The sequence below is a fragment of the Ruegeria sp. AM7 genome (assembly GCF_056535965.1).
In genome coordinates, this window is record NZ_JBQFJE010000003.1 from 1,003,253 (window position 1) to 1,027,845 (window position 24,593).

At 59.3% G+C, this 24,593-nt stretch carries 27 protein-coding genes and 1 tRNA gene; 14 read left to right on the forward strand and 14 right to left on the reverse strand.

Annotation, left to right across the window (positions count from 1 at the left end):
- Positions 1-62 precede the first annotated feature (62 nt).
- The 6 genes from argS to ACR3EG_RS08740 all read left to right on the forward strand — a co-directional run bounded on the left by argS (position 63) and on the right by ACR3EG_RS08740 (position 5,696).
- Complete coding sequence (gene argS / locus ACR3EG_RS08715; protein WP_480494941.1) at positions 63-1,808, forward strand: arginine--tRNA ligase; 1,746 nt, start codon at positions 63-65, stop codon at positions 1,806-1,808.
- Positions 1,809-1,896: 88 nt separating this feature from the next.
- Positions 1,897-2,961 (forward strand): SPOR domain-containing protein, encoded by a 1,065-nt coding sequence (locus tag ACR3EG_RS08720; protein WP_480494943.1) that lies wholly within the window; start codon positions 1,897-1,899, stop codon positions 2,959-2,961.
- The gene (nagZ, locus tag ACR3EG_RS08725; RefSeq protein WP_480494945.1) at positions 2,958-3,965 is read left to right on the forward strand and encodes a beta-N-acetylhexosaminidase; all 1,008 of its coding nucleotides are present in this window, start codon (positions 2,958-2,960) and stop codon (positions 3,963-3,965) included. Before ACR3EG_RS08720 ends, nagZ begins: the two co-directional genes overlap by 4 nt.
- Positions 3,955-4,749, forward strand: a complete 795-nt coding sequence (locus ACR3EG_RS08730) for a segregation and condensation protein A (protein ID WP_170354448.1) — start codon at positions 3,955-3,957, stop codon at positions 4,747-4,749. Before nagZ ends, ACR3EG_RS08730 begins: the two co-directional genes overlap by 11 nt.
- Complete coding sequence (gene scpB, locus ACR3EG_RS08735) at positions 4,742-5,392, forward strand: SMC-Scp complex subunit ScpB (protein ID WP_480494947.1); 651 nt, start codon at positions 4,742-4,744, stop codon at positions 5,390-5,392. Before ACR3EG_RS08730 ends, scpB begins: the two co-directional genes overlap by 8 nt.
- A 64-nt stretch (positions 5,393-5,456) precedes the next feature.
- Positions 5,457-5,696 (forward strand): hypothetical protein, encoded by a 240-nt coding sequence (locus ACR3EG_RS08740; RefSeq protein ID WP_170354446.1) that lies wholly within the window; start codon positions 5,457-5,459, stop codon positions 5,694-5,696.
- Here ACR3EG_RS08740 and ACR3EG_RS08745 read toward each other — a convergent pair.
- The 8 genes from ACR3EG_RS08745 to ACR3EG_RS08780 form a co-directional block, all read right to left on the reverse strand.
- Positions 5,693-6,772 carry a 2'-deoxycytidine 5'-triphosphate deaminase gene (locus ACR3EG_RS08745; RefSeq protein WP_480494950.1) on the reverse strand — a complete coding sequence of 360 codons (1,080 nt, stop codon included), beginning with the start codon at positions 6,770-6,772 and terminating at the stop codon, positions 5,693-5,695. The two genes, ACR3EG_RS08740 and ACR3EG_RS08745, sit on opposite strands and share 4 nt — an antisense overlap.
- A 60-nt stretch (positions 6,773-6,832) precedes the next feature.
- Positions 6,833-6,909, reverse strand: a tRNA-Pro gene (locus ACR3EG_RS08750).
- Between the two features lie 61 nt (positions 6,910-6,970).
- Positions 6,971-7,603 (reverse strand): MerR family transcriptional regulator, encoded by a 633-nt coding sequence (locus tag ACR3EG_RS08755; RefSeq protein ID WP_480494952.1) that lies wholly within the window; start codon positions 7,601-7,603, stop codon positions 6,971-6,973.
- Between the two features lie 18 nt (positions 7,604-7,621).
- A complete protein-coding gene (gene ihfA, locus ACR3EG_RS08760) occupies positions 7,622-7,924 on the reverse strand; it encodes an integration host factor subunit alpha (RefSeq protein ID WP_008755922.1) in 303 nt (100 codons plus the stop codon).
- Positions 7,925-8,020: 96 nt separating this feature from the next.
- Positions 8,021-8,992: a beta-ketoacyl-ACP synthase III gene (locus ACR3EG_RS08765; protein ID WP_480494954.1), complete on the reverse strand. Its 972-nt coding sequence runs from the start codon at positions 8,990-8,992 to the stop codon at positions 8,021-8,023.
- A 21-nt stretch (positions 8,993-9,013) separates the two neighbouring features.
- Complete coding sequence (gene plsX / locus ACR3EG_RS08770) at positions 9,014-10,102, reverse strand: phosphate acyltransferase PlsX (RefSeq protein WP_209194409.1); 1,089 nt, start codon at positions 10,100-10,102, stop codon at positions 9,014-9,016.
- Between the two features lie 24 nt (positions 10,103-10,126).
- A complete protein-coding gene (gene rpmF / locus ACR3EG_RS08775) occupies positions 10,127-10,333 on the reverse strand; it encodes a 50S ribosomal protein L32 (RefSeq protein WP_037316137.1) in 207 nt (68 codons plus the stop codon).
- Between the two features lie 206 nt (positions 10,334-10,539).
- A complete protein-coding gene (locus ACR3EG_RS08780) occupies positions 10,540-11,076 on the reverse strand; it encodes a YceD family protein (protein WP_480494957.1) in 537 nt (178 codons plus the stop codon).
- 85 nt (positions 11,077-11,161) lie between these two features.
- On the opposite strand from ACR3EG_RS08780, the gene ACR3EG_RS08785 reads away from it, so the two are divergent.
- The 3 genes from ACR3EG_RS08785 to ACR3EG_RS08795 all read left to right on the forward strand — a co-directional run bounded on the left by ACR3EG_RS08785 (position 11,162) and on the right by ACR3EG_RS08795 (position 14,321).
- Positions 11,162-11,638: an outer membrane protein assembly factor BamE gene (locus ACR3EG_RS08785; protein WP_209194411.1), complete on the forward strand. Its 477-nt coding sequence runs from the start codon at positions 11,162-11,164 to the stop codon at positions 11,636-11,638.
- A 98-nt stretch (positions 11,639-11,736) separates the two neighbouring features.
- Positions 11,737-12,471 (forward strand): GNAT family N-acetyltransferase, encoded by a 735-nt coding sequence (locus ACR3EG_RS08790; protein ID WP_480494959.1) that lies wholly within the window; start codon positions 11,737-11,739, stop codon positions 12,469-12,471.
- A gap of 41 nt (positions 12,472-12,512) precedes the next feature.
- Entirely contained in the window at positions 12,513-14,321 is a 1,809-nt protein-coding gene (locus ACR3EG_RS08795; protein ID WP_480494961.1) for an ABC-F family ATP-binding cassette domain-containing protein, read from the forward strand.
- On the opposite strand, the gene ACR3EG_RS08800 is transcribed toward ACR3EG_RS08795, so the two are convergent.
- Positions 14,318-14,863 carry a sugar O-acetyltransferase gene (locus tag ACR3EG_RS08800; RefSeq protein WP_480494962.1) on the reverse strand — a complete coding sequence of 182 codons (546 nt, stop codon included), beginning with the start codon at positions 14,861-14,863 and terminating at the stop codon, positions 14,318-14,320. The genes ACR3EG_RS08795 and ACR3EG_RS08800 overlap by 4 nt on opposite strands.
- A gap of 9 nt (positions 14,864-14,872) precedes the next feature.
- Positions 14,873-15,628, reverse strand: coding sequence for a 3-hydroxyacyl-CoA dehydrogenase (locus tag ACR3EG_RS08805; protein ID WP_480494964.1), 756 nt, complete (start codon positions 15,626-15,628; stop codon positions 14,873-14,875).
- Positions 15,629-15,882: 254 nt separating this feature from the next.
- On the opposite strand from ACR3EG_RS08805, the gene ACR3EG_RS08810 reads away from it, so the two are divergent.
- A complete protein-coding gene (locus ACR3EG_RS08810) occupies positions 15,883-16,809 on the forward strand; it encodes a hypothetical protein (RefSeq protein ID WP_480494966.1) in 927 nt (308 codons plus the stop codon).
- 73 nt (positions 16,810-16,882) lie between these two features.
- On the opposite strand, the gene tyrS is transcribed toward ACR3EG_RS08810, so the two are convergent.
- A complete protein-coding gene (gene tyrS, locus ACR3EG_RS08815; RefSeq protein WP_480494968.1) occupies positions 16,883-18,127 on the reverse strand; it encodes a tyrosine--tRNA ligase in 1,245 nt (414 codons plus the stop codon).
- A gap of 181 nt (positions 18,128-18,308) precedes the next feature.
- On the opposite strand from tyrS, the gene ACR3EG_RS08820 reads away from it, so the two are divergent.
- Genes ACR3EG_RS08820 through ACR3EG_RS08830 form a run of 3 tightly spaced genes read left to right on the forward strand, consistent with a single transcriptional unit; the run spans position 18,309 to position 20,854 of the window.
- A complete protein-coding gene (locus ACR3EG_RS08820) occupies positions 18,309-19,421 on the forward strand; it encodes an anhydro-N-acetylmuramic acid kinase (protein WP_480494970.1) in 1,113 nt (370 codons plus the stop codon).
- Positions 19,422-19,461: 40 nt separating this feature from the next.
- Complete coding sequence (locus tag ACR3EG_RS08825) at positions 19,462-20,226, forward strand: hypothetical protein (protein ID WP_480596939.1); 765 nt, start codon at positions 19,462-19,464, stop codon at positions 20,224-20,226.
- The gene (locus tag ACR3EG_RS08830) at positions 20,219-20,854 is read left to right on the forward strand and encodes a hypothetical protein (protein WP_480545802.1); all 636 of its coding nucleotides are present in this window, start codon (positions 20,219-20,221) and stop codon (positions 20,852-20,854) included. Before ACR3EG_RS08825 ends, ACR3EG_RS08830 begins: the two co-directional genes overlap by 8 nt.
- Positions 20,855-20,859: 5 nt before the next feature.
- Here ACR3EG_RS08830 and ACR3EG_RS08835 read toward each other — a convergent pair whose 3' ends face one another.
- Both ACR3EG_RS08835 and ACR3EG_RS08840 read right to left on the reverse strand, forming a co-directional pair.
- Positions 20,860-21,750, reverse strand: coding sequence for a fatty acid desaturase (locus tag ACR3EG_RS08835; RefSeq protein WP_480494976.1), 891 nt, complete (start codon positions 21,748-21,750; stop codon positions 20,860-20,862).
- A gap of 3 nt (positions 21,751-21,753) precedes the next feature.
- Positions 21,754-22,173, reverse strand: a complete 420-nt coding sequence (locus ACR3EG_RS08840) for a cupin domain-containing protein (RefSeq protein ID WP_480494978.1) — start codon at positions 22,171-22,173, stop codon at positions 21,754-21,756.
- 86 nt (positions 22,174-22,259) lie between these two features.
- Here ACR3EG_RS08840 and ACR3EG_RS08845 point away from each other — a divergent pair, with 86 nt between their 5' ends.
- Positions 22,260-23,678, forward strand: coding sequence for a protein adenylyltransferase SelO (locus ACR3EG_RS08845; RefSeq protein ID WP_480494980.1), 1,419 nt, complete (start codon positions 22,260-22,262; stop codon positions 23,676-23,678).
- On the opposite strand, the gene ACR3EG_RS08850 is transcribed toward ACR3EG_RS08845, so the two are convergent.
- The gene (locus tag ACR3EG_RS08850) at positions 23,654-24,565 is read right to left on the reverse strand and encodes an FHA domain-containing protein (protein ID WP_480494982.1); all 912 of its coding nucleotides are present in this window, start codon (positions 24,563-24,565) and stop codon (positions 23,654-23,656) included. The genes ACR3EG_RS08845 and ACR3EG_RS08850 overlap by 25 nt on opposite strands.
- Between the last annotated feature and the right edge of the window lie 28 nt (positions 24,566-24,593).

The window sequence follows — 24,593 nt, forward strand, 5'->3', positions numbered from 1 at the left end:
GGCATCCATTGACCTTGCTGGTTTGCGTGGTAAACCGCCGGGCAAGCAAAAGGACATCCGAAATGAACCTGTTTTCCGAGATCCGCGCCCTGGTACTGGACGCGCTGGCACAGATGCAGTCCGAAGGCGCGCTGCCCGAGGGGCTGAGCTTTGACAACGTGGCCGTTGAGCCTCCGCGCGATGCCGCGCATGGCGATATGGCGACCAACGCGGCGATGGTGTTGGCGAAACCCGCCAAGATGAAGCCGCGCGACATAGCCGATGTGCTGGCCGGTAAGCTGGCCGAAGATGACCGGATCATCAGCGCCGAGGTGGCAGGGCCGGGGTTTTTGAACCTGCGTCTGGCGCCGTCGGTCTGGCAAGGAGTGCTGGCTGCCGTGTTGGAACAGGGAACCGATTATGGCCGCTCGACCATGGGCCATGGGCAGAAGGTGAACGTGGAATATGTCTCGGCCAATCCCACAGGTCCGCTGCATGTGGGGCATACTCGAGGCGCGGTTTTCGGGGATGCCTTGGCAAGCCTGCTGGCCTATTCCGGCCATAATGTGACGCGTGAGTATTACATCAATGACGGCGGCGCGCAGGTGGATGTACTGGCGCGTTCGGCCTATGAACGCTATCGCGAGGCCAACGGCCTGAGTCCCGAGATTGCCGAGGGGCTGTATCCCGGTGACTACCTGATCCCGATCGGCGAGGCGCTGAAAGAGAAATACGGCGATAGCCTGATCGACAAGCCTGAAAGCGAATGGCTGGAAGACCTGCGCAACTTTGCCACCGATGCGATGATGGACCTGATCCGCGCCGATCTTAAGGCGCTGGGCGTTGAGATGGATGTGTTCTTCTCGGAAAAGTCGCTCTACGGTACAGGTCGGATCGAGGCTGCGCTGCAGTCGCTGACCGACAAAGGCCTGATCTATGAAGGTGTGCTGGAGCCGCCTAAGGGCAAAAAGCCCGAGGATTGGGAGCCGCGCGAGCAGACCCTGTTCAAATCCACCGAACATGGCGATGACGTGGACCGCCCGGTTAAGAAATCGGACGGCGCTTGGACTTATTTCGCGCCCGATATCGCCTATCACTATGACAAAGTCAGCCGTGGCTTTGACGCGCTGATCGACGTGTTTGGTGCCGACCACGGCGGCTATGTCAAACGGATGAAGGCGGCTGTGTCAGCTCTGTCTGATGGCAAGGTGCCGCTGGATATCAAGCTGACCCAGTTGGTAAAGCTGTGGAAGAATGGCGAGCCGTTCAAGATGTCAAAGCGCGCTGGGAACTTTGTCACCCTGCGCGATGTGGTGGATCAGGTGGGGCCGGATGTGACCCGCTTTGTGATGCTGACCCGCAAGAATGACGCCTCGCTGGATTTCGATTTCGACAAGGTGCTGGAGCAGAGCCGCGAGAACCCCGTGTTCTACGTGCAATACGCCCATGCCCGCGTCATGAGCGTGTTGCGCCGCGCTGCTGAGGCCGGGATCGCCGCAGATGATGCGACCCTCAAAGGGGCCGATCTGAGTAAGAACGATCACGTATCCGAGCTGACAGTCGCCAAAAAGCTGGCCGAATGGCCGCGACTGGTGGAAATCGCCGCCCGCACGAATGAGCCGCACCGCGTTGCGTTCTACCTCTATGAACTGGCCGGAGACTTCCACGCGCTGTGGAACAAGGGCAACGACGAAACCCAGCTGCGGTTCATCCAGGATGGCGATGTTGCCACAAGCCAGTCAAAAATCGCTCTGGCCCGTGCCGTTTCTGTTGTGATTTCAGCGGGTCTGGGTATTCTTGGCGTTACCCCGGCGCAGGAGATGCGGTAACAAACACCGCCCGACGCACCGGTTCGAGGTAGGCAAGAAATGACCCGCGCGCCTTATTTCCCGGCGCGAAACGGGCGGTGAGGCGGACATGGCGAACTACGATTACTCGGGGCAAATGCGTCCCGAGCAGATGCATTACACGAATCAACCGCATCCTCAGGATGGGTACGACTATTCTGATGAGATGCACGGATACGAAGATGCGCCCCGTGCCGCCGGTTTAGGTCGGATCGTGAATGCGCTGGGCGCGGTTGCATCCCTGGCCTTGGTCGCGGGGATCGGTGTCTGGGGCTACAAGCTTGTGATGCGCGATGTCAGTGGCGTTCCGGTGGTACGTGCTGTTGAAGGCCCGATGCGTATTCAGCCAGAAAACCCCGGTGGAACCCCCGCTGATCATCAGGGCCTTGCAGTAAATACTGTCGCTGCGGTTGGGACGGCAGCGCCTCCGGCAGATCGTCTGATCCTTGCTCCGCGTCCGGTTTCCCTGACGGATGAGGACACGCCGGTTGAACCGCTGCGTGCAACCCCTGCGGTGCATGTGGTTGAAGAGGAAATCTCGAACCAGGAGGCGGCTCAACTGCGTCAAGGCGCGGTTGATGCGTTGGTTGCCGAATTGGCGGGTGAGGCCGAAACGCCCGACCCCGAAACAGACGAAGGTGTGCAGCTGGCCTCGTTGGGTCCGTTGGATGATGAACCCGCGATTGATCCTGCCGATCTGGCCGCGCAACTGCCGGACCCTGCGGTTGCAGCCCTGCCTGGCGTCCGGCGCTCATTGCGTCCGAACACGCGGCCCGCACGAACGACTGCCAGTGGCATTACTGCATCCAGCAAAACCGAAGATGCTATCAACGCGGCTGTCAAAGCGGCCGTGGGGCTGGATGTCGATCCGAACGCGCTGTCCAAAGGTACACGCATGGCCCAATTGGGCGCGTATGAAAGCCCTGATGTCGCGCGGGCTGAATGGAATCGTCTGAATGGGCGTTTCGGTGAGTATATGGATGGAAAACAGCGTGTTATCCAGAAAACCTCAAGCGGTGGCCGGACGTTTTATCGCCTGCGGGTTCTGGGCTTTGATGACCTGAGCGATTCACGCCAGTTCTGTGCCGCGCTGCAAGGGCAAGGCGCTGACTGTATCCCGGTGGCCGCTCGGTGACATTCTGCGCCGCGATTACCGATGCCGAGGGGCTGCGCCTGACGCCTCAGGAAAAGAAACTGTTTCGAGAAACGAACCCGTTTGGGTTCATTCTGTTTGCCCGCAATATCGAGACCGAGGATCAAGTCCGCGCCCTATGTGATGAGTTCCGCGAGGCGGTGGGTCGCAATTGCCCAATTACCATTGATCAGGAAGGCGGGCGCGTGCAACGCCTGCGCGCGCCCATTGCGCGCGAGTGGCTGCCGCCGCTGGATAACGCTGAACGCGCCGGGGATCACGCCGAACGCGCGATGTATCTGCGCTATCGCCTGATCGCGCGGGAATTGTTCGAGCTGGGCATCGACAGTAACTGTGCCCCCATGTTGGATCTGGCGCGCGCAGATACGCACGCTTTTCTAAAGAACCGTTGCTATGGGTCTGACCCTAAAAAGGTTTCAAGGATTGGGCGCGCCGTCGCGAAGGGGCATCTTGAGGGCGGTGTACTTCCCGTTATCAAGCATATGCCCGGCCACGGGCTGTCAACGCTGGACAGCCACCACGACCTGCCGCATGTGGACCTGACACAAGAAGCGCTGGAAGGGGCCGATTTCGAACCGTTCCGGGCTTTGAACGATCTGCCCATGGGGATGACCGCGCATCTGGTCTATGACCGGATCGACCCGCAACCGGCGACGATTTCACCTACGATGATCGGCCTGATCCGTGGCAAGATCGGGTTCGATGGGCTGATCATGACCGACGATATCTCGATGAAAGCCCTGTCCGGCGCGCCCGAAGACATCGCCGGGCAAGCGCTGGCTGCGGGCTGCGACGTGGTCTTGCATTGCAACGGCCCGTTCGAGGCTCGCGCCAAGGTGCTGGACGCCGCTGGCGAGATGACCCCGCAAGCGCAAAAACGCGCCGAAAAGGCGCTGTCGATGCGGCAAAAGCCTGTGGAACTTGACATCGAAGCCGCCGAGGCGGAACTATCTGCCCTAATGGGCGGGCAGGTATATGAACGATAACCTTTTTAGCGAAGATCCGGTCTCGGTCGCGGATCGGCTTGCTGCCGAGGCGTTGATTGTCGACGTTGACGGGTTCGAAGGCCCGCTGGATGTGCTGTTGACCCTGTCGCGGACGCAAAAGGTTGACCTTCGGAAAATCTCGGTTCTGGCTCTGGCGCAGCAATATCTGACCTTCGTGGAAAAGGCTCGTGCGCTGCGGATCGAGCTGGCCGCTGATTATCTGGTCATGGCCGCGTGGCTCGCCTTTCTGAAATCACGCCTGCTGCTGCCGCCCGATCCCGATGACGAAGGACCGTCGGGCGAGGAATTGGCCGCGCACCTGGCTTTCCAACTGGAACGTCTGCAGGCCATGCGCGACGCGGCTGCCCGTCTGATGGCGCGCGACCAACTGGGGCGCGATTTCTTCAAACGCGGGCAGGGTGAGGATATCACCCGCATCCGTACAGTGACCTATTCGGCCACGCTGCTTGACCTGATGCAGGGCTATGCCCGTATTCGTACCCGCGACGAATTCCGACCCTTTGTCATGGACCGCGATGCCGTCTTTACCATGGAACAGGCGCTGGAACGGATGCGCCCTCTGATCGGGTTTGCGGGCGCGTGGACGGATATGGAAACCTATCTGCCCGATGGCTGGGACGCCGATCCGGTGCGGCGGCGCTCGGCCACGGCGGCGACATTCGCGGCCTCGTTGGAGCTGGTGAAAGAGGGACATATGGAAATCAAACAGAGCGAGACGTTTGCTCCGATCCATCTGCGCAAGAGGACCGAAACACGTGACTGAAACCTCTGAGGAAACCGGCACACTGTTCGAAGCACCCCCCTTGGCCGAACAGGAGCGCATGGTCGAAGCCGTGCTGTTCGCCAGTGCCGAACCGGTGACGATCGGCGATCTTGAGGCCCGGATGCCTCATGGCAGCGATGCGGCGCAAGCGGTTGATCTGTTGCGCAAACGATACCAAGGCCGCGGCGTGCGCGTGGTGCGCGTGGGCGAAGCCTGGGCCATCCGAACCGCCCCCGATTTGGGATTTCTGATGCAGAAGGAAACGGTTGAGACCCGCAAGCTCAGCCGTGCCGCGATCGAAACTCTGGCAATCGTGGCTTATCACCAGCCCTGTACACGGGCCGAGATCGAGGAAATCCGTGGCGTGTCCGTCTCGCGTGGGACTATCGACCAGTTGCTGGAAATGGAGTGGATCAGGCTGGGCCGCCGACGGATGACTCCAGGCCGCCCGGTGACCTTCGTGGTAACGCCGCAGTTTCTGGATCATTTCGGGCTGGAAAACGCGCGCGACCTTCCGGGGCTGCAAGAATTGCGCGCCGCCGGGCTGCTGGAAAACCGGCCGCCTCCGGGAACGATCCCAATGGGCGAAGGGCGCGAGGATGAGGATGACGACGAGCAGACCGAGCTGTTCGAGGAAGAGTGATCGCGCAGCCCTTTTGTTGACGCAAGAATCACCTATGTTGAGGCGCAGGAAACGGAGTTAAGCAATGAATGCCAATCGAATGATAGATATGATTGTGCGTCAAGTCATGCGTCGGCTTGTGACAAAAGGCGTCGATAAAGGGTTCGACTTGGCGGGCCGAGTTGGAAAGCCGCAGCAGGGACAGCCTTCTGCAAATGATCCTCAAGCTGCACAGCACATGAAACAGAACGGCGACCGTCAGGCGCAAAACATGAAACAGATGCAGCGGATGACCCGCCAGATGCGGCGGTTCATGAAGTTTTAAGAGACAGCTTTAAAGTGCTTGGATAGTTTCAAGCCCTGTCCCTGATAGTTTGACGCGATGCCTGCCCCATAGAGCTGCGTGGGCATTTTAGCCATTTTTTCGTAGACGAGCCGTCCCACGACCTGCCCATGCTCTAGCACGAATGGGGCCTCATGGCAGCGCACCTCCAATACGCCGCGTGAACCTGCACCCCCAGCGGCAGCATGACCAAAACCAGGGTCGAAGAAGCCGGCATAGTGCACCCGGAATTCACCAACCATAGCGAGATAAGGGGCCATTTCGGCGGCATACATTGGTGGGATATGAACAGCCTCGCGGCTGACCAGGATGTAGAAAGCGCCGGGATCAAGGATGATGCGCCCCTCGGTGGTGCGCACTTCTTCCCAATATTCCTGCGGGTCGTATTCACCAATCCGGTCCAGATCGATCACCCCCGTATGGGGCTTGGCACGGTAGCCCACCAGATCGGTATCGGGCAATTGCAGATCGACCGAAAAGCCCAATCCGTCCTGAATCACTGCGGGTCCATCCACCAATGGCGACTCGGCGTGCAGCGCGTTTAGTTCCGCATCGCTCAGCACCGCTTGGCCCTCACGGAACCGGATTTGGTTCAGGCGCATTCCGGGCCGCACCAGGACCGAGAATGATCGCGGGCAAATCTCGGCATATAGCGGCCCGGTATAGCCTGCGGGCACCCGGTCGAACTCGGTGCCGCCATCGGTGATGGTGCGGGTCAGCAAATCCAGCCGCCCAGTCGAACTTTTGGCGTTGGCCACGGCGGTCACGCTGTCGGGCAGTGCGAGTGATTCCATCAGCGGCACCAGATAGACGCAGCCCTTTTCCAGAACAGCGCCGTCGGTGATGTCGATGCGGTGCATCTCAAACTCGGTCAGACGGTCGGCGACGGATCGCCCTTCGCCCGCCAGAAACGACGCGCGCACGCGGTAAGCGACTGTTCCAAGACGTAAATCCAGACTGGCCGGTTGTACCTGTGCGTCGATGACCGCTGGGTTTGCAGTGATTTCACCGCGTGCGATCATGCCTTCGATTTGCTGGTTTGGGCATACACCTGTCATCTCGATCCCCCTGATGCCAGAGCGGGATCTGGCCTGTCTGCCATAAACGTCGGTGTGATTTGGTCGGGCTAGCAGGACTCGAACCTGCGACCTTCCGTCCCCCAGACGGACGCGCTACCAGGCTGCGCCATAGCCCGACGTTGAGGTGTTCATAAAGACTTTCCCGGCGGGGGCAAGAGGAAATCATCGCCTTTTTTCTTATCCCGCGGATCGGTTTTCAATTCTGTTCAGAACAGCGCGTAGTTCTTTTGCGACGGGTGCAATCCGGCGCAAAAGATCATCGTCGAAATCGGTTCGCGCCCAGGCGCGGGCTGCAATTCCGGAAATCGCCGATGACCGTTCGACATGGCCAGGTGCAACCGCGTCACGCGGCATAGATGTGTCTTGTGGCGTGGACGGAGCGGGTTTTGCAACGGGGCTTTCGTTAGGCGCAGCGGGGGCGGGGGCCGTGCCGCTATCTCCCAAGTCCAGAGTGATCTGCTGGCTGGGCTCTGGTTTTGCAGTAAATGGAACCACCACCGCGTCATTTGCCTTGGCTTCGGGTTCGGCGGTTTCATCAAGCCCCTGCGACAGCGAAGCCACATAAGCCACGCCTTGCTCACGCAGAATGCGCTGCACGCCTTTGATGGTGATCCCATCTTCGTGCAGCAGCTTCTTGATACCCCCAAGCAGGCGCATGTCGTTAGGGCGATAATACCGCCTTCCACCTGCGCGTTTGACCGGTTTCACCTGTGTGAAACGGCTTTCCCAAAATCGCAGGACATGGGCCTGAACACCCAGCCAGTCCGCAACTTCACTGATCGTGCGAAAGGCGTCGGGTGACTTGCTCATGGTGTCGCTGTCCTGATGTTACTTGCGGTTCCCAGCGGCGACGCGATCCTTCATCAGGTGCGACGGGCGAAAGGTCAGCACGCGACGCGGCTGAATAGGAACCTCTTCCCCGGTTTTGGGGTTGCGGCCGATGCGGGCAGTTTTGTCCCGAACGCTGAACGTCCCGAAGGATGAAATCTTGACCTGTTCGCCGCGCACAAGCGCGTCGGACATATGGTTCAGAACGCTTTCGACCAGTTGCGCGCTTTCATTGCGTGAGAGGCCAACCTCACGAAAGACGGCCTCGCTCAGATCCATTCGGGTCAGTGTTTTGTCGCCCATGCCAATTCCCCTGTTGATGGTAAAGCATAGGGTCAGGGCAAATTCACTGTCAATATCAATGAATTGCACGGCTGTGTGTAAGCCGTTTTGCGCCTGTTACCACCGCAGGAGGACAGAACCCCACGCCAATCCACCCCCGATTGCCTCTGTCACCAGCAAATCGCCGGGTTTGAACTGCCCGCGTTGCTTTGCGACGGACATAGCCAGGGGAATCGATGCAGCAGACGTATTGCCGTGGTCCTGAAGTGTCACGACAACGTGATCCATGGGAACGCCCAGCTTCTTGGCGGTGCCCTGAATGATGCGAATATTCGCCTGATGGGGAACGATCCAGTCCACATCCTCATGTCCAAGGCCAACTTTTTCCAAGCAAGTTTCGGCAGTGGCGGTCAGACGTTCCACCGCTTGGCGGAAGAGTTGGTTGCCCTTCATACGAAGAAAACCAGTGGTCTGGGTCGAGACGCCTCCGTCTACGTAAAGCAGGTCTTTGTAGCGGCCGTCGGAATTCAGGTCAGTAGCAAGGATACCGCGATCCTCGGCTGTACCAACCCCTTCCTGGCGTTCAAGAATCAAGGCACCAGCGCCATCACCGAACAACACACAGGTGGACCGGTCCGTCCAATCCATGATTCGGGAAAAAGTCTCGGCCCCGATCACCAGAACCCGCTTGGCCTGATCCGACAAGATCAGAGCGTTGGCATTGGTCAGAGCGTAGACGAATCCCGCACAAACGGCCTGGACGTCAAAGGCAAAACCTTTGGTCATACCCAACCGTGATTGCACCATGGTGGCTGCTGAGGGAAAGGTCAGGTCCGCCGTCGAAGTTGCCAGCACGATGGCGTCGATGTCATCCGCCGTCAGTCCGGCATCCGCCAGTGCGGCTTCGGCTGCTTTGGTCGCCATGTCCGAGGTGGTTTCACCTTCGGCTGCGAAATGACGACGTTCGATACCCGAGCGGGTTTTGATCCACTCATCAGATGTATCAAGCGACTCTTCAAACTCGGAATTCGGAACGATGCGCTCTGGCAAATAATGTCCGACACCTACAACAACTGAACGGCCTGCCATGTTGGGGTACTGCCTTTTTTGTTATTCGCCCGCCTTGGACGGTGCGTGGGCGGCATCTTGTGCAAGCTCGACCGTCGATGCAACCCGTGCCGCCAATTTTTCAGAGAACCCGGATTGCGCCAGGGTAAAGGCCAGTTTCACGGCGGCCGAAACTCCGGTGGCATCTGCACCGCCATGAGATTTCACGACCGTGCCGTTGAGACCCAAGAAAACCCCGCCATTCACACGGCGCGGGTCGATACGTTTCTTCAACCGGTTCAGCGATGTGATGGCCAGAACCGAAGCCAGCCGGGACAGGGGCGAGTACTTGAATGCCTGACGCAGAAGGTCCCCGATCAGGCTGGCCGTGCCTTCGCCGGTCTTGATTGCGACATTGCCGGTAAACCCGTCGGTTACAATGACATCCGCCTTGTCACCGGGGATGTCGCTCCCTTCAACAAAGCCCACGAAATCAAAGCTGGCCTGTTCCGCAAAGTCCGAGATCATGGCGTGCGCTTCTTTCAATTCAGCGCGGCCCTTGTGTTCTTCGGTGCCCACATTCAGCAGGCCGATCCGGGGACGCTCTAGCGCCATGCCGTTGCGCGCGTAAGAGGCGCCCATCAACGCGTATTGCAACAGATCCTTCGCATCGGCGCGCACATCGGCGCCCACATCCAGCATCACGTTGAACCCCTGCGGGTTGCGCGAAGGCCACAGAATCGCGATAGCCGGGCGGTTCACACCGGGCAGTTTGCGCAGCCGTATCATCGACAGCGCCATCAGCGCGCCGGTGTTGCCGCAGGACACTGCACCATGCGCTTCGCCCTGACGCACCGATTCCAGCGTCGACCACATCGAGGTTTGCTTGCCGTTGCGCACAACCTGACTGGGTTTATCCTCCATCGTGACCACGTCGGTGCAATCACGAAAAACGACGCGCCCGTTCAGGACACGTCGTTTGGCAACAAGCTTGCGCAATTCGGCTTCAGGTCCGTGCAGTATGAACGCGATGTCGGGGTTCTTGTCCGCCGATTTGGCGATTCCCGCCACAACGATAGCGGGGCCCGAATCTCCGCCCATAGCGTCAACCGAGATTGTGATCCGTCCGGTTTGCGTGGGCTGTTCCGTCATGCCTTGGCCTGCGCTTTGAAAGGCTTAGGCCGCGTCTTCGTCCAGGTCGATTTCGTCGGCCTGAGCGACGACCTCACGGTCATCATAGTGGCCGCAGGACGCACAGACGTGGTGCGGGCGCTTCAGCTCGCCGCAGTTTGCGCATTCGTTCGGGTTTGCAGCAACCAGAGCGTCGTGTGCGCGGCGGTTATTGCGACGCGACTTGGAAACTTTGTTCTGTTGGACGGCCATGGTCTCAACCTTTGTCTACTGAGGGTCCGCAGATTCGCTGCCGACCGGGTTTCATTCTTCGTTTTTTACGTGGTTTGACGCGCGTTTAGGGGACGAGCCCCGCAATGTCCAACCCAAATTCCGATGAGCGCGCGAAAATACTGCGATTCTCGACATGTTCAAGCGATTTTTCTGAGGGCGTGCTATGACAGGAAATCTGTCCCGTGTCACTCGTCTTTTTTCAGCGCATCGCGCAGGCTGGCAAGCCCGGCAAAGGGTTTGGCATCTTCATCTGTCATCGCCTGTTTGCCCGGCTCGGTATAGTCCGCCTGTTCCAGTTCCGCACCATCTTTTCGGGGGTATTGGGGCAGGGCCAGCGACAGAGCCTCAACCATTACTAATGCAGGGTCGATCTCGGGGCCCAGCGGTTCCGAATCGTCTCCTTCGGGAATTTCGAACTCTTCCTCATCGGGGTCAGCCCAGTCTGCCACGTACACGCGTGCGATCGGCACGTCGATCCGGGTTGTGACCGGTTCCAGCGTGACGACACAGGGCTGAATCACTGTCGCTCCCAGCTTGCCCGCCAGCACCCAGTCGCGTTTACCCTGAGCCCGGACATCGCCAACAAAGCTCAGCTTGCGCAGGCCCAGCAGGCCCAGATCTTCTCGGATAGCCGCAAGCTCTTTGGCGTCAGGGCGCAGGTCAAACGGGGTTGATGTGTTTTGGGGCAGGTCGGCCACCCGCAGAGATGTCTGGTTGCTCATTCGTGACCCTTTCCTGTGTTGAACCGGGGCTGCGGTTTGATGTAAGCGGATAGGGTCCGCAAGGGGCCAAGGCAAGAGGGTGCGCATGTTAAAGGTTGTGAACAGGTTGAAACCGGCGTCCAGAACGCTTGTCTTTACGGCCTGTCTGGCGGTGGCCAGCGCTTGTACACCGATTTTCGAGAATCACGGCTATATCCCTCCGGCAGAGGAACTGGCCGAGATAAAGGTCGGCGTCGATACCCGCGACAGCGTGATTGAGGCGGTTGGCGCTCCCAGCTCCTCTGGTGTAGTGCGGGATTCGGGTTTCTACTATGTGCGCTCGAAGGTGCGCCACTACGGCCCCAAGCGCCCCGAAGTGGTCGAGCGTCAGTTGGTTGCGATCAGCTTTGACCAGCGGGGCGTGGTCCGAAATATCGAGCGCTTTGGTCTGGAAGACGGTATCATCGTGCAGCTTGATCGGCGTGTCACCGACTCGAGCATCGAGGGCACGGGCTTTTTGCGTCAGCTTTTGGGTAATATCGGCAACTTCAATCCGGCAAACATTCCAGGCGCGACCAACTAATTCGTGGTTCTGTCTTGCCGTCGTCATGGGACGGTCACACATAGTGTGATACCCACGCGACAAGTTGAAACGGGTCGGCAACCGCGGAGGATGCGACCATGCCTGTATTGCTTGGCAAAGGCCGATACCGCGCACGTCTGGCGCAAGACGAACAGGATTTGAGGGCGGCTCAGCGGCTACGCACTCTGGCCTTTGCGACGGATCAAACCGACTGTGACGCGTTTGATCCGATCTGTACCCATATCCTGGTCGAGGATACCGGATCAGACGGGCGCCTGGTGTGCTGCTTTCGCATGTTCACGATGGAAAATGGGGCCGAGGTCGGTCGCAGCTATTCCGCTCAGTTTTACGATTTGTCCGCGCTTGAGGATTTTCAGGGGCGGATGATCGAAATGGGGCGTTTCTGCATCCATCCCGATTGGACTGATCCCGATATCCTGCGCGTGGCCTGGGGGGCGATGACGGCCTATGTGGATCAGAACAACATCGAAATGCTATTTGGCTGTTCATCTTTTGCTGGCACCGAGACAGACAAGTATCTGGACGCGTTCGCAATGCTCAAACACCGCCATCTGGCGCCGAAACGCTGGCTGCCACGGGTCAAGGCGCCCGACGTGTTCCGCTTTGCAGCGCGTCTGCGGCGGCGGCCTGATGCGAAAAAGGCGATGCTGCGGATGCCGCCCTTGCTGCGCACCTATCTGATGATGGGCGGCTGGGTCAGCGATCACGCAGTAGTGGACCGGGACATGAACACGCTGCACGTGTTTACCGGGCTTGAAATCGGGGCGATTCCCCCGGAGCGCAAACGGCTGCTGCGCGCGGTGGCCGGGTAATCATCGTTGACGCCTGTGCCGTGCCGGTTTAGCTGGCGGGCATGGCGAGAATTCCTTTGTTGCAGATGTCCGGCATTTCCCTGACCTTCGGGGGCGATCCGGTCTTTTCCGAGCTTGATCTGGTGGTTCAACCCGGCGACCGTGTGGCGCTGGTGGGGCGCAACGGGTCCGGCAAATCGACCCTGATGAAAGTGATGGCCGGTCTGGTCGAGCCGGACAAGGGCGACATCGTTGTGCCTCCGGGCAAGTCGGTCGGTTATATGGAGCAAGACCCCGGCATGGAGGGCTTTGCCACGCTGGGCGACTATGCCTCCAGCGGGCTAGAGCCGGGTGAACTGTACAAGGTCGAACGCGCAGGCGAGGGGTTAAAGTTTGATCCAGCGCGCCCGATTGAAACCGCCTCGGGCGGGGAGCGTCGCCGCGCGGCGTTGGCCAAGTTGATGGCCGAAGCGCCCGACCTGATGCTGCTGGACGAGCCGACCAACCATCTGGATATCGAGGCGATTGCCTGGCTTGAACGAGAATTGGGCGCGACCCGTGCGGCTTATGTGCTGATCTCGCACGACCGCGCCTTTCTGCGCGCCTTGACCCGCGCGACCTTGTGGATCGATCGGGGCGCGGTGCGGCGACAGGAACAGGGGTTTGACGCGTTTGAGACATGGCGCGACAAGATCTGGGACGAAGAGGATCAGCAGCGCCACAAGCTGAACCGCCTGATCAAGTCCGAGGCGAAATGGGCCGTCGAAGGCATCAGCGCCCGTCGCAAACGCAATCAGGGCCGGGTGCGTGCCTTGCAAGCGTTGCGGGCCGAAAAATCGGCGCAGATCAAACGTCAGGGCTCGGCCGCGATGACGCTTGAGGCGGGGCCGAAATCCGGGCGAAAAGTGATCGAAGTCAATGGTTTGGCCAAGGCTTTTGATTCAAAACCCATCGTGCGGAATTTTGATCTACTGGTGCAACGCGGCGACCGGGTGGCCTTTGTCGGGCCAAACGGTGTGGGCAAGACCACGCTGCTGAAAATGCTGCTGGGGCAGGAAACCCCGGATGAGGGCGCGGTGTCTCTGGGCACCAATCTTGAAGTCGCCGTCTTCGACCAGACCCGCGCCCAGCTGGACCCCGAGATGACCCTGTGGGACAGCCTGACCGGCGATCCCGAAATGCGGGTTTCGGGCAAGGCCGATCAGGTGATGGTCGGCGGACAGCCCAAACATGTGGTCGGATACCTCAAGGAGTTCCTGTTCGACGAACGGCAGGCAAGGGCGGCGGTCAAATCCCTCTCGGGCGGCGAGAAAGCGCGGCTTTTGCTGGCCAAGCTGATGGCCAAGACGTCCAATTTGCTGGTGCTGGACGAGCCGACCAACGATCTGGACGTGGAAACGCTGGACCTGCTGCAAGAGCTGCTGGACGACTATGACGGCACCGTTTTGTTGGTCAGCCACGACCGCGATTTTCTGGACCGTGTCGCCACGACGACCATCGCGATGGAGGGCAACGGCCGCGCCACTGTCTATGCGGGCGGTTGGTCGGACTACATCGCGCAGCGCGGCGATCTTCTGCCCAAGAAGGAAGAGAAATCAAAGCTTTCAAAGCCGAAGATCAAGCAGGAGGCTCAGCCGAAGGCAGGTCTTTCATTCTCGGAAAAACACCGCCTTGAAAAGCTGCCTGCCGAAATGGAACGGCTTGAGGCCGAGATCGGCAAGCTGGAAGAACTCATGTCCGACCCCGAGCTGTTCACCCGCGAGCCGGTGAAATTCCAGAAAGCCACCGAGGCTTTGGTCGAGCGGCAGGAAAAACTCGCTGCTGCTGAAGAAGAATGGCTGATGCTGGAGGAAAAGGCTGAGGGCGCCTAAGGCAAGTTGCGGGCTGGGTTTCCAACCACGGTCTGCCCGGCGGCAACATCCTTTGTGACTACGCTACCCGCGCCGATGGTGGCATTGTCGCCGATGGTGATACCGGGCAACAGGATTGCCCCGCCTCCGATCCAGACATGTTTGCCGATTGTGACAGGCAAACCAACCTCCAGCCCCTGCGCGCGGTCTGCCGGATCTTTGGCATGTTGGGCGCAATAAATCTGCAAATGGGGCCCGAACATCGTATCGTCGCCGATCCGGACCGGGGCCGTATCCAGAACGACGCAACCGGCGTTGAAATAAACTCTGTCACCCAGATGAATGTTCATCCCATAGGCACAGTGAAACGGTGCCTCTAGCAAACAGTCCGCGCCCACATGACCCAAGAGGGCGCGGAGTTCCGGCCCCATGTCGGTGCGCCGATCCGGCGGGCTGGTGTTGTGCGCATGAACGGCGCGTCTGGCCTGATCGCGCAAGGCGTTCAGTTCCGGGTCCAGACAACAATACCACTGCGCTGCCTGCATTTTCTCGCGTTCGGTCATGAGGCAGGCTTACCGCATCCGCAGCGCACCGTCGATCCGGATGACCTCTCCGTTCAGATAGCCCATTTCCACGATGAACCCGGCCAGCCGTCCATATTCGCGCGGATCGCCCAGACGAGCAGGGTTGGGCACATCGGCGGCCAGCTGTTGCTGTACCTCTTCAGGCAGCCCAGCCAGCATGGGGGTCATGAAGATGCCCGGCGCAATTGCCATCACACGAATACCCGAGGACGCCAGATCGCGCGCCATGGGCAGGGTCATGCCTACGACCCCGCCTTTCGAAGCCGCATAAGCGGCCTGGCCTTTTTGTCCATCAAACGCGGCGATTGAGGCGGTATTGATGATCACTCCGCGCGCGCCATCGGGTTCGGGGTCATTCTTGGCCATCTCGACCGCCGCCAGGCGGGATACGTTGAATGTGCCGATCAAATTGATGTCTATGGTGCGTTGAAACGCGTCCAGAGGATGCGGGCCCTCGCGTCCAACTGTCTTGACGCCCACAGCGATCCCGGCGCAGTTCACGGCTGCGGTAATGCGTCCCATCCGCTCAACTGCGAAGGCCATTGCTTTGGAAACAGATGCTTCGTCGGTAACGTCGGTTGGTATGAAATGCCCACCGATCTCGGCTGCGACCTGCGGGCCACGGTCGGCATCGCGGTCCAGAATCGTTACCTGCGCGCCCTTATCCGCGAAATGGCGTGCTGTAGCTTCGCCCAGTCCCGAGGCGCCTCCGGTAATCACGGCGGCGGTGTTCGATAGCTGCATTGCAGGTTCCTCCGAGTGATATGAACAAGTGTTCATTAACTTGGCAACCCCCTTGGTGTCCAGTGATCGAGCATGGGTTTGTTATGTCTTGTGCGCAAAACCTAAAGGTATTCTCATATTCGGTTAATCCGCCTTTCACGCCCAATCGCCACTTCGTGACTGAAGAAATTCGCGAATTCGAGTGTTTTGTGATTGGAGGTGCTGTGATGCGAAATTTTTTGAAAGGTAGTGCTTGCGGGCTGCTTGTCGTCCCGTTGGCTGGAGTAATTTATGTAGGCGAGGTCGCTGCTGCGACAGAGACCTGTAACTGGAAAACGGCGCGCGACGCGACCAAACGAGGAGACTATGCGTCTCTGTGCGAATGCGCGCAAGTAACACCCAGCTTTCTTGAACGTCTGCAGCGACAGGCGGATTTCGATACCACGCTGCGGGTCACCAGCGAACAATGTCCGGGCCTGACCGGTTTGCTGACCGATCTTCCGACGGCTTCGATAGGTGCAACGGGTTTGAACGGAGAAAGCCGCAGCAGCGACCAGTTCGCGGATGCTGGTCCCGGAGCAGGGGGCGGCGGCCCCGGTAATGGCGGTGGCGGCGATGGCCCCGGTAATGGCGGCGGCGGCGATGGCCCCGGTAATGGCGGTGGCGGCGATGGCCCCGGTAATGGCGGCGGCGGCGATGGCCCCGGCAATGGCGGCGGCGGCGATGGCCCCGGTGATGGCGGCGGCGGCGATGGCCCCGGCAATGGCGGTGGCGGCGACGGTCCCGGTAACGGCGGCGGTGGCAACGGTGGCAACAACGGAGGCCCTGGTAACGGCAACGGCAATGGTGGCAACCCCGGAAACGGTGGTGGCAACAACGGGGGTTCTGGTCCGGGCACCGGCAACGGCGGCGGTAACAATGGGCAGGGCGGCGGCTCTGGAAACGGCGGCGGCGGCAACGGAAATGGCGGAAACAACGGAGGCGGTAACGGCGCTGGCGGTCAGGGGAACGGAGGCAACAATGGTGGCCCCGGTAACGGTAATGGAAACAACGGTAACCCCGGCAACGGCGGCGGCAACACTGGCGGTTCCGGCCCCGGCACCGGTAATGGCGGCAGCAACAATGGTCAGGGCGGCGGCTCGGGCAATGGAGGTGGTGGCAATGGCAACGGTGGAAACAATGGCAACCGTGGGAACCGTTAACTTAACCCGCATATGAAATGACAACGGCCACCCTGCAAGGTGGCCGTTTTTTTCAGGAACAGGCGTATGGGTTTTAGCCCATTTGCACCAAAGCGTGACGTTTCTTCCCGGCGCTCAACTTGATCGGCGAAGACAGCGCGTCTGCGTCGATCATCAACCCTGCGTCAGTCAGGGGGGCATCGTCCAGCTTGGCCCCGTTCTCGGCGATCAGGCGCTTTGCTTCTTTTCCAGACTTGGCCAGTCCAGACTTCACGATCAGCTGAACAATCGAGGCAGGCAACTCATCTGCTTCGACAGTCAGGGTCGGAAGGTCATCGCCCACACCGCCTTTTTCGAAAACCTCACGCGCGGTTGCTTCGGCCGTGGCTGCGGCCTCGGCCCCGTGCAGCAGGGTCGTGACTTCGTTGGCGAGGCGGATTTTGGCTTCGTTGATCTCGGACCCTTGCAGCGCGGCCAAGCGGTCGCATTCATCGACGGGCAGTTCGGTGAAGATTTTCAGGAAACGCCCTACATCGGCGTCGGTGGTGTTGCGCCAGAACTGCCAGAACTCATAGGCGCTCAGCATGTCGCCATTCAGCCAGACGGCACCGCCCTGCGACTTGCCCATCTTGCGGCCATCGCTGGTGGTCAGCAGGGGTGTGGTCAGGCCATAAATCTCATGATCCAGCACCCGGCGGGTCAGGTCGATACCGTTGACGATATTGCCCCACTGGTCCGATCCACCCATCTGCAGCACGCAGCTATAGCGGCGGTTCAGCTCAAGGAAGTCATAGGCCTGCAGGATCATGTAGTTGAATTCGAGGAAGCTCAGCGATTGTTCGCGATCCAGTCGCGATTTTACGGACTCGAAAGACAGCATCCGGTTGACCGAGAAATGCCGCCCGATATCGCGCAGGAAATCGAGGTAGTTCAGGCTGTCCAGCCATTCCGCATTGTTCAGCATCAGCGCGCCGGTCTCGCTGTCATCATAGGACAGGTACTTGGCGAACACCTTTTGCATCCCGGCGATATTTGCGTCGATCTGTTCGGGGCCCAACAGGGGGCGTTCATCCGACCGGAACGAGGGGTCGCCCACCTTGGTCGTACCGCCGCCCATCAGAGTGATCGGCTTGTGGCCGGTCTTTTGCAGCCAGCGCAGCACCATGATGTTCATCAGGTGCCCCACATGCAGCGACTGCGCGGTGGCGTCATAACCGATATAGGCTGTTTGCACCCCGCTGATCAGCGCCTCGTCAAGGCCCTGATAATCGGTGCAGTCGGCGAGAAAGCCGCGCTCGATCATCGTGGCGATGAAATCCGATTTGGGGTGGTAGGTCATATCCGTGCCCTTTGGGTTTATGTTGCGGGGCAGTGTATAGGCTTTGGGGGTGGCAAGGAAAAGGCACCTTTTGCACGAAAAGCGCGGGCCACGCCCGATGTGGCTTGCACTGTCTTCGCGTTACCGTGCAGGTTGAGGCCAACGCGCCGGATCAACGGGCGCGACGAACACGAGGGCAAACATGGGTCGGGCGATCAGCAAAACGGGCGCAGTCAGGGCATTGGGCGCCATGTCGGGCACGTCTCTGGACGGTGTTGATACGGCTGTGGTCGAAACCGATGGTGTGCGCATTCTGGGTTTTGGTCCTAGCGGATACCGGGCCTATTCAGATGCCGAGCGCGCCGTTTTACGGGCCGCGCTGGGCCAGTGGCACGGGCCCGACGTCGACACCGCCGCCGAGCTGGTGACGGTTGCCCATGCAGAGGCGTTGTCCGAGTTCGATGAGATCGACCTGATCGGCTTTCACGGTCAGACCCTGGCGCATGAGCCGCGCGGGCGTGGGACGTTGCAAGTGGGCGACGGCGACGGTCTGACACAGGCGCTGGGTGTTCCGGTCGTGTGGGATTTCCGCAGCGACGACGTGGCGATGGGGGGCGAGGGTGCTCCGCTGGCGCCGTTCTTCCATTTTGCCTGCGCCAAGTGGATCGGCGCGACTGAACCCTTGTGTTTTCTTAACTTGGGCGGGGTGGGGAACCTGACCTATGTTGACCCCAGCTTTGACGGCCCCGAAGCCCCCGGCGCGCTGCTGGCCTTTGACACCGGCCCGGCCAATGCGCCCGTGGATGACCTGATGCAGGCGCGGCTGGGCCTGCCGATGGACTGGGACGGCGCGCTGGCCCGCCAAGGGTCGGTCGAGGCGGGCGCGCTGGAGCTGTTCCTGTCCGAGCCGTTCTTTCGCAAGATGCCCCCCAAATCGCTGGACCGGAACGACTTTGCCGAGATGATCCGTCTGGTGCAGGAACTCTCGGACGCCGACGCCGTGGCGACCCTGACCGGCATGTGCGCCGCAGGCGTGATGCAGGGGATGGAGCATTGCCCCAAACCCCCCGCACGTGTGCTGGTGACGGGCGGAGGCCGCCGAAATCCGGTGCTGATGGACATGCTGCGCGCGGGCCTCGATTGCGCAGTCGAGCCGGTCGAGGCCGTGGGTCTGGACGGAGACATGCTGGAAGCCCAAGCCTTCGCCTACCTCGCCGTCCGCGTAGCGCGGGGCCTGCCGACTTCTTGTCCGGGAACAACCGGCGTCAGCGCGCTTGTGGGAGGAGGCGTGGTGAGTAGCGTCGCCACCGGCTGAGCTGGTTGTATTTTGGGGTACAACCTATAAGTTAGTTAGCATGTTTTTGTATTTGAGTTTTCGGTTTGTGAATCTTCCAGCGGTAGCGTGTTTTTTGACCTTGCTAAGTGTGCAGGGGGGTGATGCCGCAGATATGAAAATCGACTTCAGCGGGCAGCGAGGACGCATTGAGTCACAACCGCTTGTGCATGAGGCAGGCGATTATTGTGCACCGCCTGAAACTTTTGTCTCAGTCAGCTTTCGCCAAAAATTAACTTCTTGGGGTTCTGACATAAGACCTTTCCTGCAAACTGACTCAAACCCGAAAGATGTTACGATTCGGCGTTCGGGTGAAGTAGTGGAAGATCAAATCGGGACGCGGTTTCGGCGAGAGGTTTCGAGTGCCCGGTTTACGAATAATACATTGTTGTCACAAGAATTTTGGGCTGAGAGCACGCTCTTTCTGAGCGGAAAAATCTACTTTTGCGAATACAGTGGTTTTCTCGCTTTTGTACGCGCAAAAATTGACATGACGGGGAAAGCTGGGAACTTCGGGGTTCAATCGCAATGGTCCTTAGATCCAAGTACCAATCAACTGCGAATAGTCTCTAGATACTCAAAAGTGCTTTCAGAAGAAGGTGCAATAAAAGATATTAGTTTTCTTGGTTTGAGAGGTTTCCGAACCCCCGATATTGGACGCGTAAATTTGGAGTTTTTTGCGGCGGATGTCGATTTCGACCTAATAGATGGCGAAGGGACGATGCCAATTGACGTTCGGGCGTCTTTCTACGTCGATTTAACGCTCCCGAGAGAAACACATGAGTAGGTTTGGGATCCTACTTTATGGCACAGTTTTCTTGGCTCTGAGCCAAGTTGCCTACGCTCGTGAGTGGAACGTGGTCCCTCCAGAAAAACCTGACACCCACGTTTCCTTGCAAATTGCAGAGCATTCTTGTCCGGAACACTTCAAGCCGGTTTTTTTGTCTGCGGAACTGAGGGGTTATCAAAAGAAACTGGTTGAGAACAAAAATCCGGGCAATTTTTTGCCTGCATGGTCCAGTCGGGTGAAGTCTATAGGTACACCAGATCTCGATACGCGTGTCGCGGTTACGGCGTGTCTGTATCGGTCATATTTTCTCCCAATCCAAGCAAGCGTCACGTTTCTTGGCGATTGGGGCGAGGAACGAAAAGAAGCGCTTCAAGTGCAACTGAGCGCGGAGAGTCAGAAAGATGGCCTTCGACTTGGGTACAACGCGTATCTGTTAAGCGGACGTGATGCTTTGGAGGGTCTGAGCGATGTCGATAAAGAGGCCATCGAAGCTAATGTTGCGGGCTTTCTCGTTTTTCGTTTTGGGAACAATCCTGTATCTCTGTCGAGATCAGACCACGAGGATGATTTGGTTCATCTGAAGTCCGCAAATTTCAGCTTTTTTGTACCCATTTTCGTTGAATAGCTGTGTTACCGCCCAATCGACCGCCCATACTCCACCGAAAACGCACCATACCCGTCTGACGTGGACTTCAAATGCGCTCGGGTCCATTCGTGCAACACGGGAAGCTGGTGAAAGGGGACATTCGGAAAGGCGTGGTGCTCGGCGTGGTAGGGCATGTTCCAGGCCAGAAAGCGGATCAGTCGGTTGGTGAAGGTGGTGCGGGAGTTCTCAAGCATATTTGCGACCGGTGGGCAGAGCCCGTGTTCGGCCAGAAGGTACAGCCTCAGAAAGGGCTGGCCGACCAGAACGGGGAGCAGCCACAGCCACCACAGCACGGGTGATATAAACAGGCTGACAAGCGCTATGGCGTAGAGGCCCAGCAGCACCCGAGCCTCTAGCCTCATGGCTTTGTGCTGACGCGCCGGTAGATAGGGCGCGTTGATCCGGCCACGGGCATTTTGCACCAGAAATTGCGCCATGCCGCGCCAATAGGGCCAGCCGCTGAGGTAAATCAGCAGGCTGGGCCAGTTATCGGGCTTGGGTTTGCCACCCAGTTCGGGATCATTCTCGGGGTGGTTGGTCCATTTGTGATGGGCCAGATGAAAATAGCGGAACCAGACAAAGGGCAGGGCAATCGGAATCGCCACCAGATGGCCAATGGTCTCGTTCAGCCAAGGGGATTTGAACGGCGTCTTGTGCGTGCATTCATGGCTGAGGGTAAAGAGGAAGACCAACAGGATACCCTGAGGCGGGATCAGCAAAGGCCAGAAAGGCACCCGCGCGATGATGCCGATACTGGTGGCAGACACCGCCAGCACATACAGCGCCAGATGCCGCAGCCCGGCCGCGTTGGACCGCTCTTGTAGCTTGTCTTTCGCATCAGTTGGAATGGACGCGATGAGGGCGCGGTGATCCATGGCCTAACCCTTGGGGATATCGAAACCCGGCGCGGCCAGCTCGAACCCGTCGAACTCGAACCCCGGAGAAACCGTGCAGCTGACCAGCGTATAGGCGCCAGTACTGCGTGCAGCCTGCCAGTGGTTTTTGGGAACGATCAGTTGCGGCGCGCCTTGGGTTAGATCTGAGGATAGGAAATGTTCGGTCGCCGGGCCGTCATCCGAGGCGCTGAGCGACAATATCAGCGGATCTCCCGCGTGATACAGCCAGATCTCGGTCGCGTCGACACGGTGCCAGTGGCTGCATTCCCCCTCGGCCAGTAGGAAGTAGATACAGGTGCCGGTGGCGCGGCCTTCGTTGTCGGCGCGCCATGTCTCGCGGAACCAGCCGCCTTCAGGGTGCTGTTGCAGGTTCAGGTGGTCGATAATCTCTTGTGCGGTCATGAGGCCCTCGGGGTGTTTGGGGCGATTATGCACGGGATCGCGCGATCCGCTATGGTATTCGCGCAGATGAGGAATATGTTTGCCGCATGACTCTGACGATCCCGTTTGACAACAGCTACGCCCGCCTTCCCAACAGCTTTTACGCTCGGCAGGCCCCGGTGCCAGTGAGAGCGCCGCAACTGATCGCCTTTAACAGCGATCTTGCGGCGATCCTTCGTGTGAGCCCTGGTGAGGTGCAGGATATGGCCGAAGCCTTTGCCGGGAATACGCTACCCGAGGGGGCAGAGCCGATCGCACAGCTTTATTCGGGGCATCAGTTCGGCAACTACAACCCCCAGCTGGGAGACGGCCGCGCGGTGCTTTTGGGCGAGACTGTCGGAACAGACGGTGTGCGCCGTGATATTCAGCTGAAGGGGTCGGGCCCCACGCCTTTCAGCCGTCAAGGGGACGGGCGCGCATGGCTGGGGCCTGTGCTGCGTGAATACGTGGTATCCGAGGCGATGCACGCGCTGGGCATTCCCACCACACGAGCTCTGGCAGCTGTCGAGACCGGAGAGATCGTTTTGCGCGAGGGCCCAATGCCCGGCGCTGTCCTGACCCGTGTTGCGCGCAGTCATTTGCGTGTGGGGACGTTTCAGGTTTTTGCTGCGCGGGGACAGTTGGACAGCCTGCGCCGCCTGACCGAATACGCGATTGAACGTCACTACCCACAAGCCGATGGACCGATGGGCCTGTTGCGCGCCGTCGTACAGGTGCAGTCCGAGTTGATTGCGGCTTGGATGAGTGTTGGTTTCATCCATGGGGTGATGAATACCGATAACTGTTCGATTGCCGGAGAGACCATCGACTACGGCCCTTGTGCGTTCATGGACAGCTATCACCCCAATACGGTCTACAGCTCGATCGATCGGATGGGGCGCTATGCCTATTCGAACCAGCCCGACATCGCTGTCTGGAATCTGGCTCAACTGGCCACCGCCTTGATCCAGCGGATGGAGGACAAGGACGCGGCGGTTGAGGAAGCGACCGAGATCATTCACGCCATGCCCGACCTGTTGCAGCAGAACTGGTTAGCACGTTTCCGGGCCAAGATCGGCCTTGCGACCGAAGAGGATGGCGATCAGCAGTTGATCTCGGACCTGTTGGCACGGATGGCGCAGGGGCAGGCGGATTTCACCAATACGTTTCGCGCGCTAGGTAGTGACGCGGCGCGGGATCAATTCGCAGATCCTCAGGCATTCGATGCATGGTCTGAAGGGTGGCATTCTCGCTTGGAAGGCGAGGACGACCCAACGGCAACCATGTCCTCTGCGAACCCGGCCTTTATTCCTCGTAATCACCGCGTGGAACAGATGATACAAGCGGCGGTGCAGGGCGACTATGCACCGTTCCAGCGGTTGAATGACGTTCTTTCACGCCCCTATGAAGATCAGCCCGAGGCAGTTGACCTGACACATCCGCCGTCAGAGTCTGAGGTCGTTCACGCCACGTTCTGCGGCACCTGAGGGCGACCCAGAATCTGGAATTGCAGACAAGCCTCTGACACGTCGATGGGCAAGGTCGGTGATATCAGCCCACTATCCGCCAGCATGACAGATTCGCGTTTGAGCTGGATTTCACGTCCGGTTTCCGACTTCACATAGGTGCCCGATGTGCTGCGATCCGACAGGATCAGCTTGCCATCCTTCATGGTCAAAACCATGTGCAGGCGGGACACCCATGGTTGGCTCAGCACCACGTCGCAATCCGGTGAACGGCCTATCTTTAACTCGCCATTGTCCTGACACCGCCACGAGCGGTCCTCATGGGACACAACAAGCGTCAGCCCCTCGGGTGCGTTGAAATGCGCCTCGGTTCGACCATAAGACAAGGGCAGCCGCGTCTGGGTGAAAGTGCTCATGGTTGGGCTGATCAGAGAATGCGCGGCGAATAGCTCGGTCAGACCCTTGAGGTTTAACCGACCCAGTGGTTTGAGCATGCGGCGCAGGGAATCCGGCAACAACCCGGCGGCATCTTCACTGACGCATGCCTCACCGGGATTTGCCGCCGTTGCAAGGCGGGCGGTGATATTTACGGCCTCGCCATACACCCCTTTTTCGGCCAAAACGATCTGTCCGGAGTGGACGCCCACATGAACGGACAGAGAGGTTTCAGGCGATCCCTCGATCAGCTCCAGCACTGCGTTTATTGCGGCATTGGCATCCAGAAAGTAGCTAAGGACATCGTCCCCCTTCTGCCCAACCTGCGTGCCGCCATGTTGGCGCAACACATGTCTCAACCGATCCAGTTCGAGTTGGATCAACCTTTGGGCTTCTGTGTCCCCGACAGCCTTGTAGAGCGGCGTGCTTCCCGAGATGTCGGCAATTACCAGAGTGGCGAAGGTGGTTTCCACGTGAAATCCTTAGGTTCAGTTTGCGGCA

Coding starts and splice junctions, on each gene's coding strand:
- argS (WP_480494941.1), top strand. CDS start 63: ATGAACCTGTTTTCCGAGATCCGCGCCCTGGTACTGGACGCGCTGGCA.
- ACR3EG_RS08720 (WP_480494943.1), top strand. CDS start 1,897: ATGGCGAACTACGATTACTCGGGGCAAATGCGTCCCGAGCAGATGCAT.
- ACR3EG_RS08730 (WP_170354448.1), top strand. CDS start 3,955: ATGAACGATAACCTTTTTAGCGAAGATCCGGTCTCGGTCGCGGATCGG.
- ACR3EG_RS08740 (WP_170354446.1), top strand. CDS start 5,457: ATGAATGCCAATCGAATGATAGATATGATTGTGCGTCAAGTCATGCGT.
- ACR3EG_RS08745 (WP_480494950.1), bottom strand. CDS start 6,772: ATGACAGGTGTATGCCCAAACCAGCAAATCGAAGGCATGATCGCACGC.
- ACR3EG_RS08755 (WP_480494952.1), bottom strand. CDS start 7,603: ATGAGCAAGTCACCCGACGCCTTTCGCACGATCAGTGAAGTTGCGGAC.
- ihfA (WP_008755922.1), bottom strand. CDS start 7,924: ATGGGCGACAAAACACTGACCCGAATGGATCTGAGCGAGGCCGTCTTT.
- ACR3EG_RS08765 (WP_480494954.1), bottom strand. CDS start 8,992: ATGGCAGGCCGTTCAGTTGTTGTAGGTGTCGGACATTATTTGCCAGAG.
- plsX (WP_209194409.1), bottom strand. CDS start 10,102: ATGACGGAACAGCCCACGCAAACCGGACGGATCACAATCTCGGTTGAC.
- rpmF (WP_037316137.1), bottom strand. CDS start 10,333: ATGGCCGTCCAACAGAACAAAGTTTCCAAGTCGCGTCGCAATAACCGC.
- ACR3EG_RS08780 (WP_480494957.1), bottom strand. CDS start 11,076: ATGAGCAACCAGACATCTCTGCGGGTGGCCGACCTGCCCCAAAACACA.
- ACR3EG_RS08785 (WP_209194411.1), top strand. CDS start 11,162: ATGTTAAAGGTTGTGAACAGGTTGAAACCGGCGTCCAGAACGCTTGTC.
- ACR3EG_RS08790 (WP_480494959.1), top strand. CDS start 11,737: ATGCCTGTATTGCTTGGCAAAGGCCGATACCGCGCACGTCTGGCGCAA.
- ACR3EG_RS08795 (WP_480494961.1), top strand. CDS start 12,513: ATGGCGAGAATTCCTTTGTTGCAGATGTCCGGCATTTCCCTGACCTTC.
- ACR3EG_RS08800 (WP_480494962.1), bottom strand. CDS start 14,863: ATGACCGAACGCGAGAAAATGCAGGCAGCGCAGTGGTATTGTTGTCTG.
- ACR3EG_RS08805 (WP_480494964.1), bottom strand. CDS start 15,628: ATGCAGCTATCGAACACCGCCGCCGTGATTACCGGAGGCGCCTCGGGA.
- tyrS (WP_480494968.1), bottom strand. CDS start 18,127: ATGACCTACCACCCCAAATCGGATTTCATCGCCACGATGATCGAGCGC.
- ACR3EG_RS08820 (WP_480494970.1), top strand. CDS start 18,309: ATGGGTCGGGCGATCAGCAAAACGGGCGCAGTCAGGGCATTGGGCGCC.
- ACR3EG_RS08825 (WP_480596939.1), top strand. CDS start 19,462: ATGTTTTTGTATTTGAGTTTTCGGTTTGTGAATCTTCCAGCGGTAGCG.
- ACR3EG_RS08830 (WP_480545802.1), top strand. CDS start 20,219: ATGAGTAGGTTTGGGATCCTACTTTATGGCACAGTTTTCTTGGCTCTG.
- ACR3EG_RS08835 (WP_480494976.1), bottom strand. CDS start 21,750: ATGGATCACCGCGCCCTCATCGCGTCCATTCCAACTGATGCGAAAGAC.
- ACR3EG_RS08840 (WP_480494978.1), bottom strand. CDS start 22,173: ATGACCGCACAAGAGATTATCGACCACCTGAACCTGCAACAGCACCCT.
- ACR3EG_RS08845 (WP_480494980.1), top strand. CDS start 22,260: ATGACTCTGACGATCCCGTTTGACAACAGCTACGCCCGCCTTCCCAAC.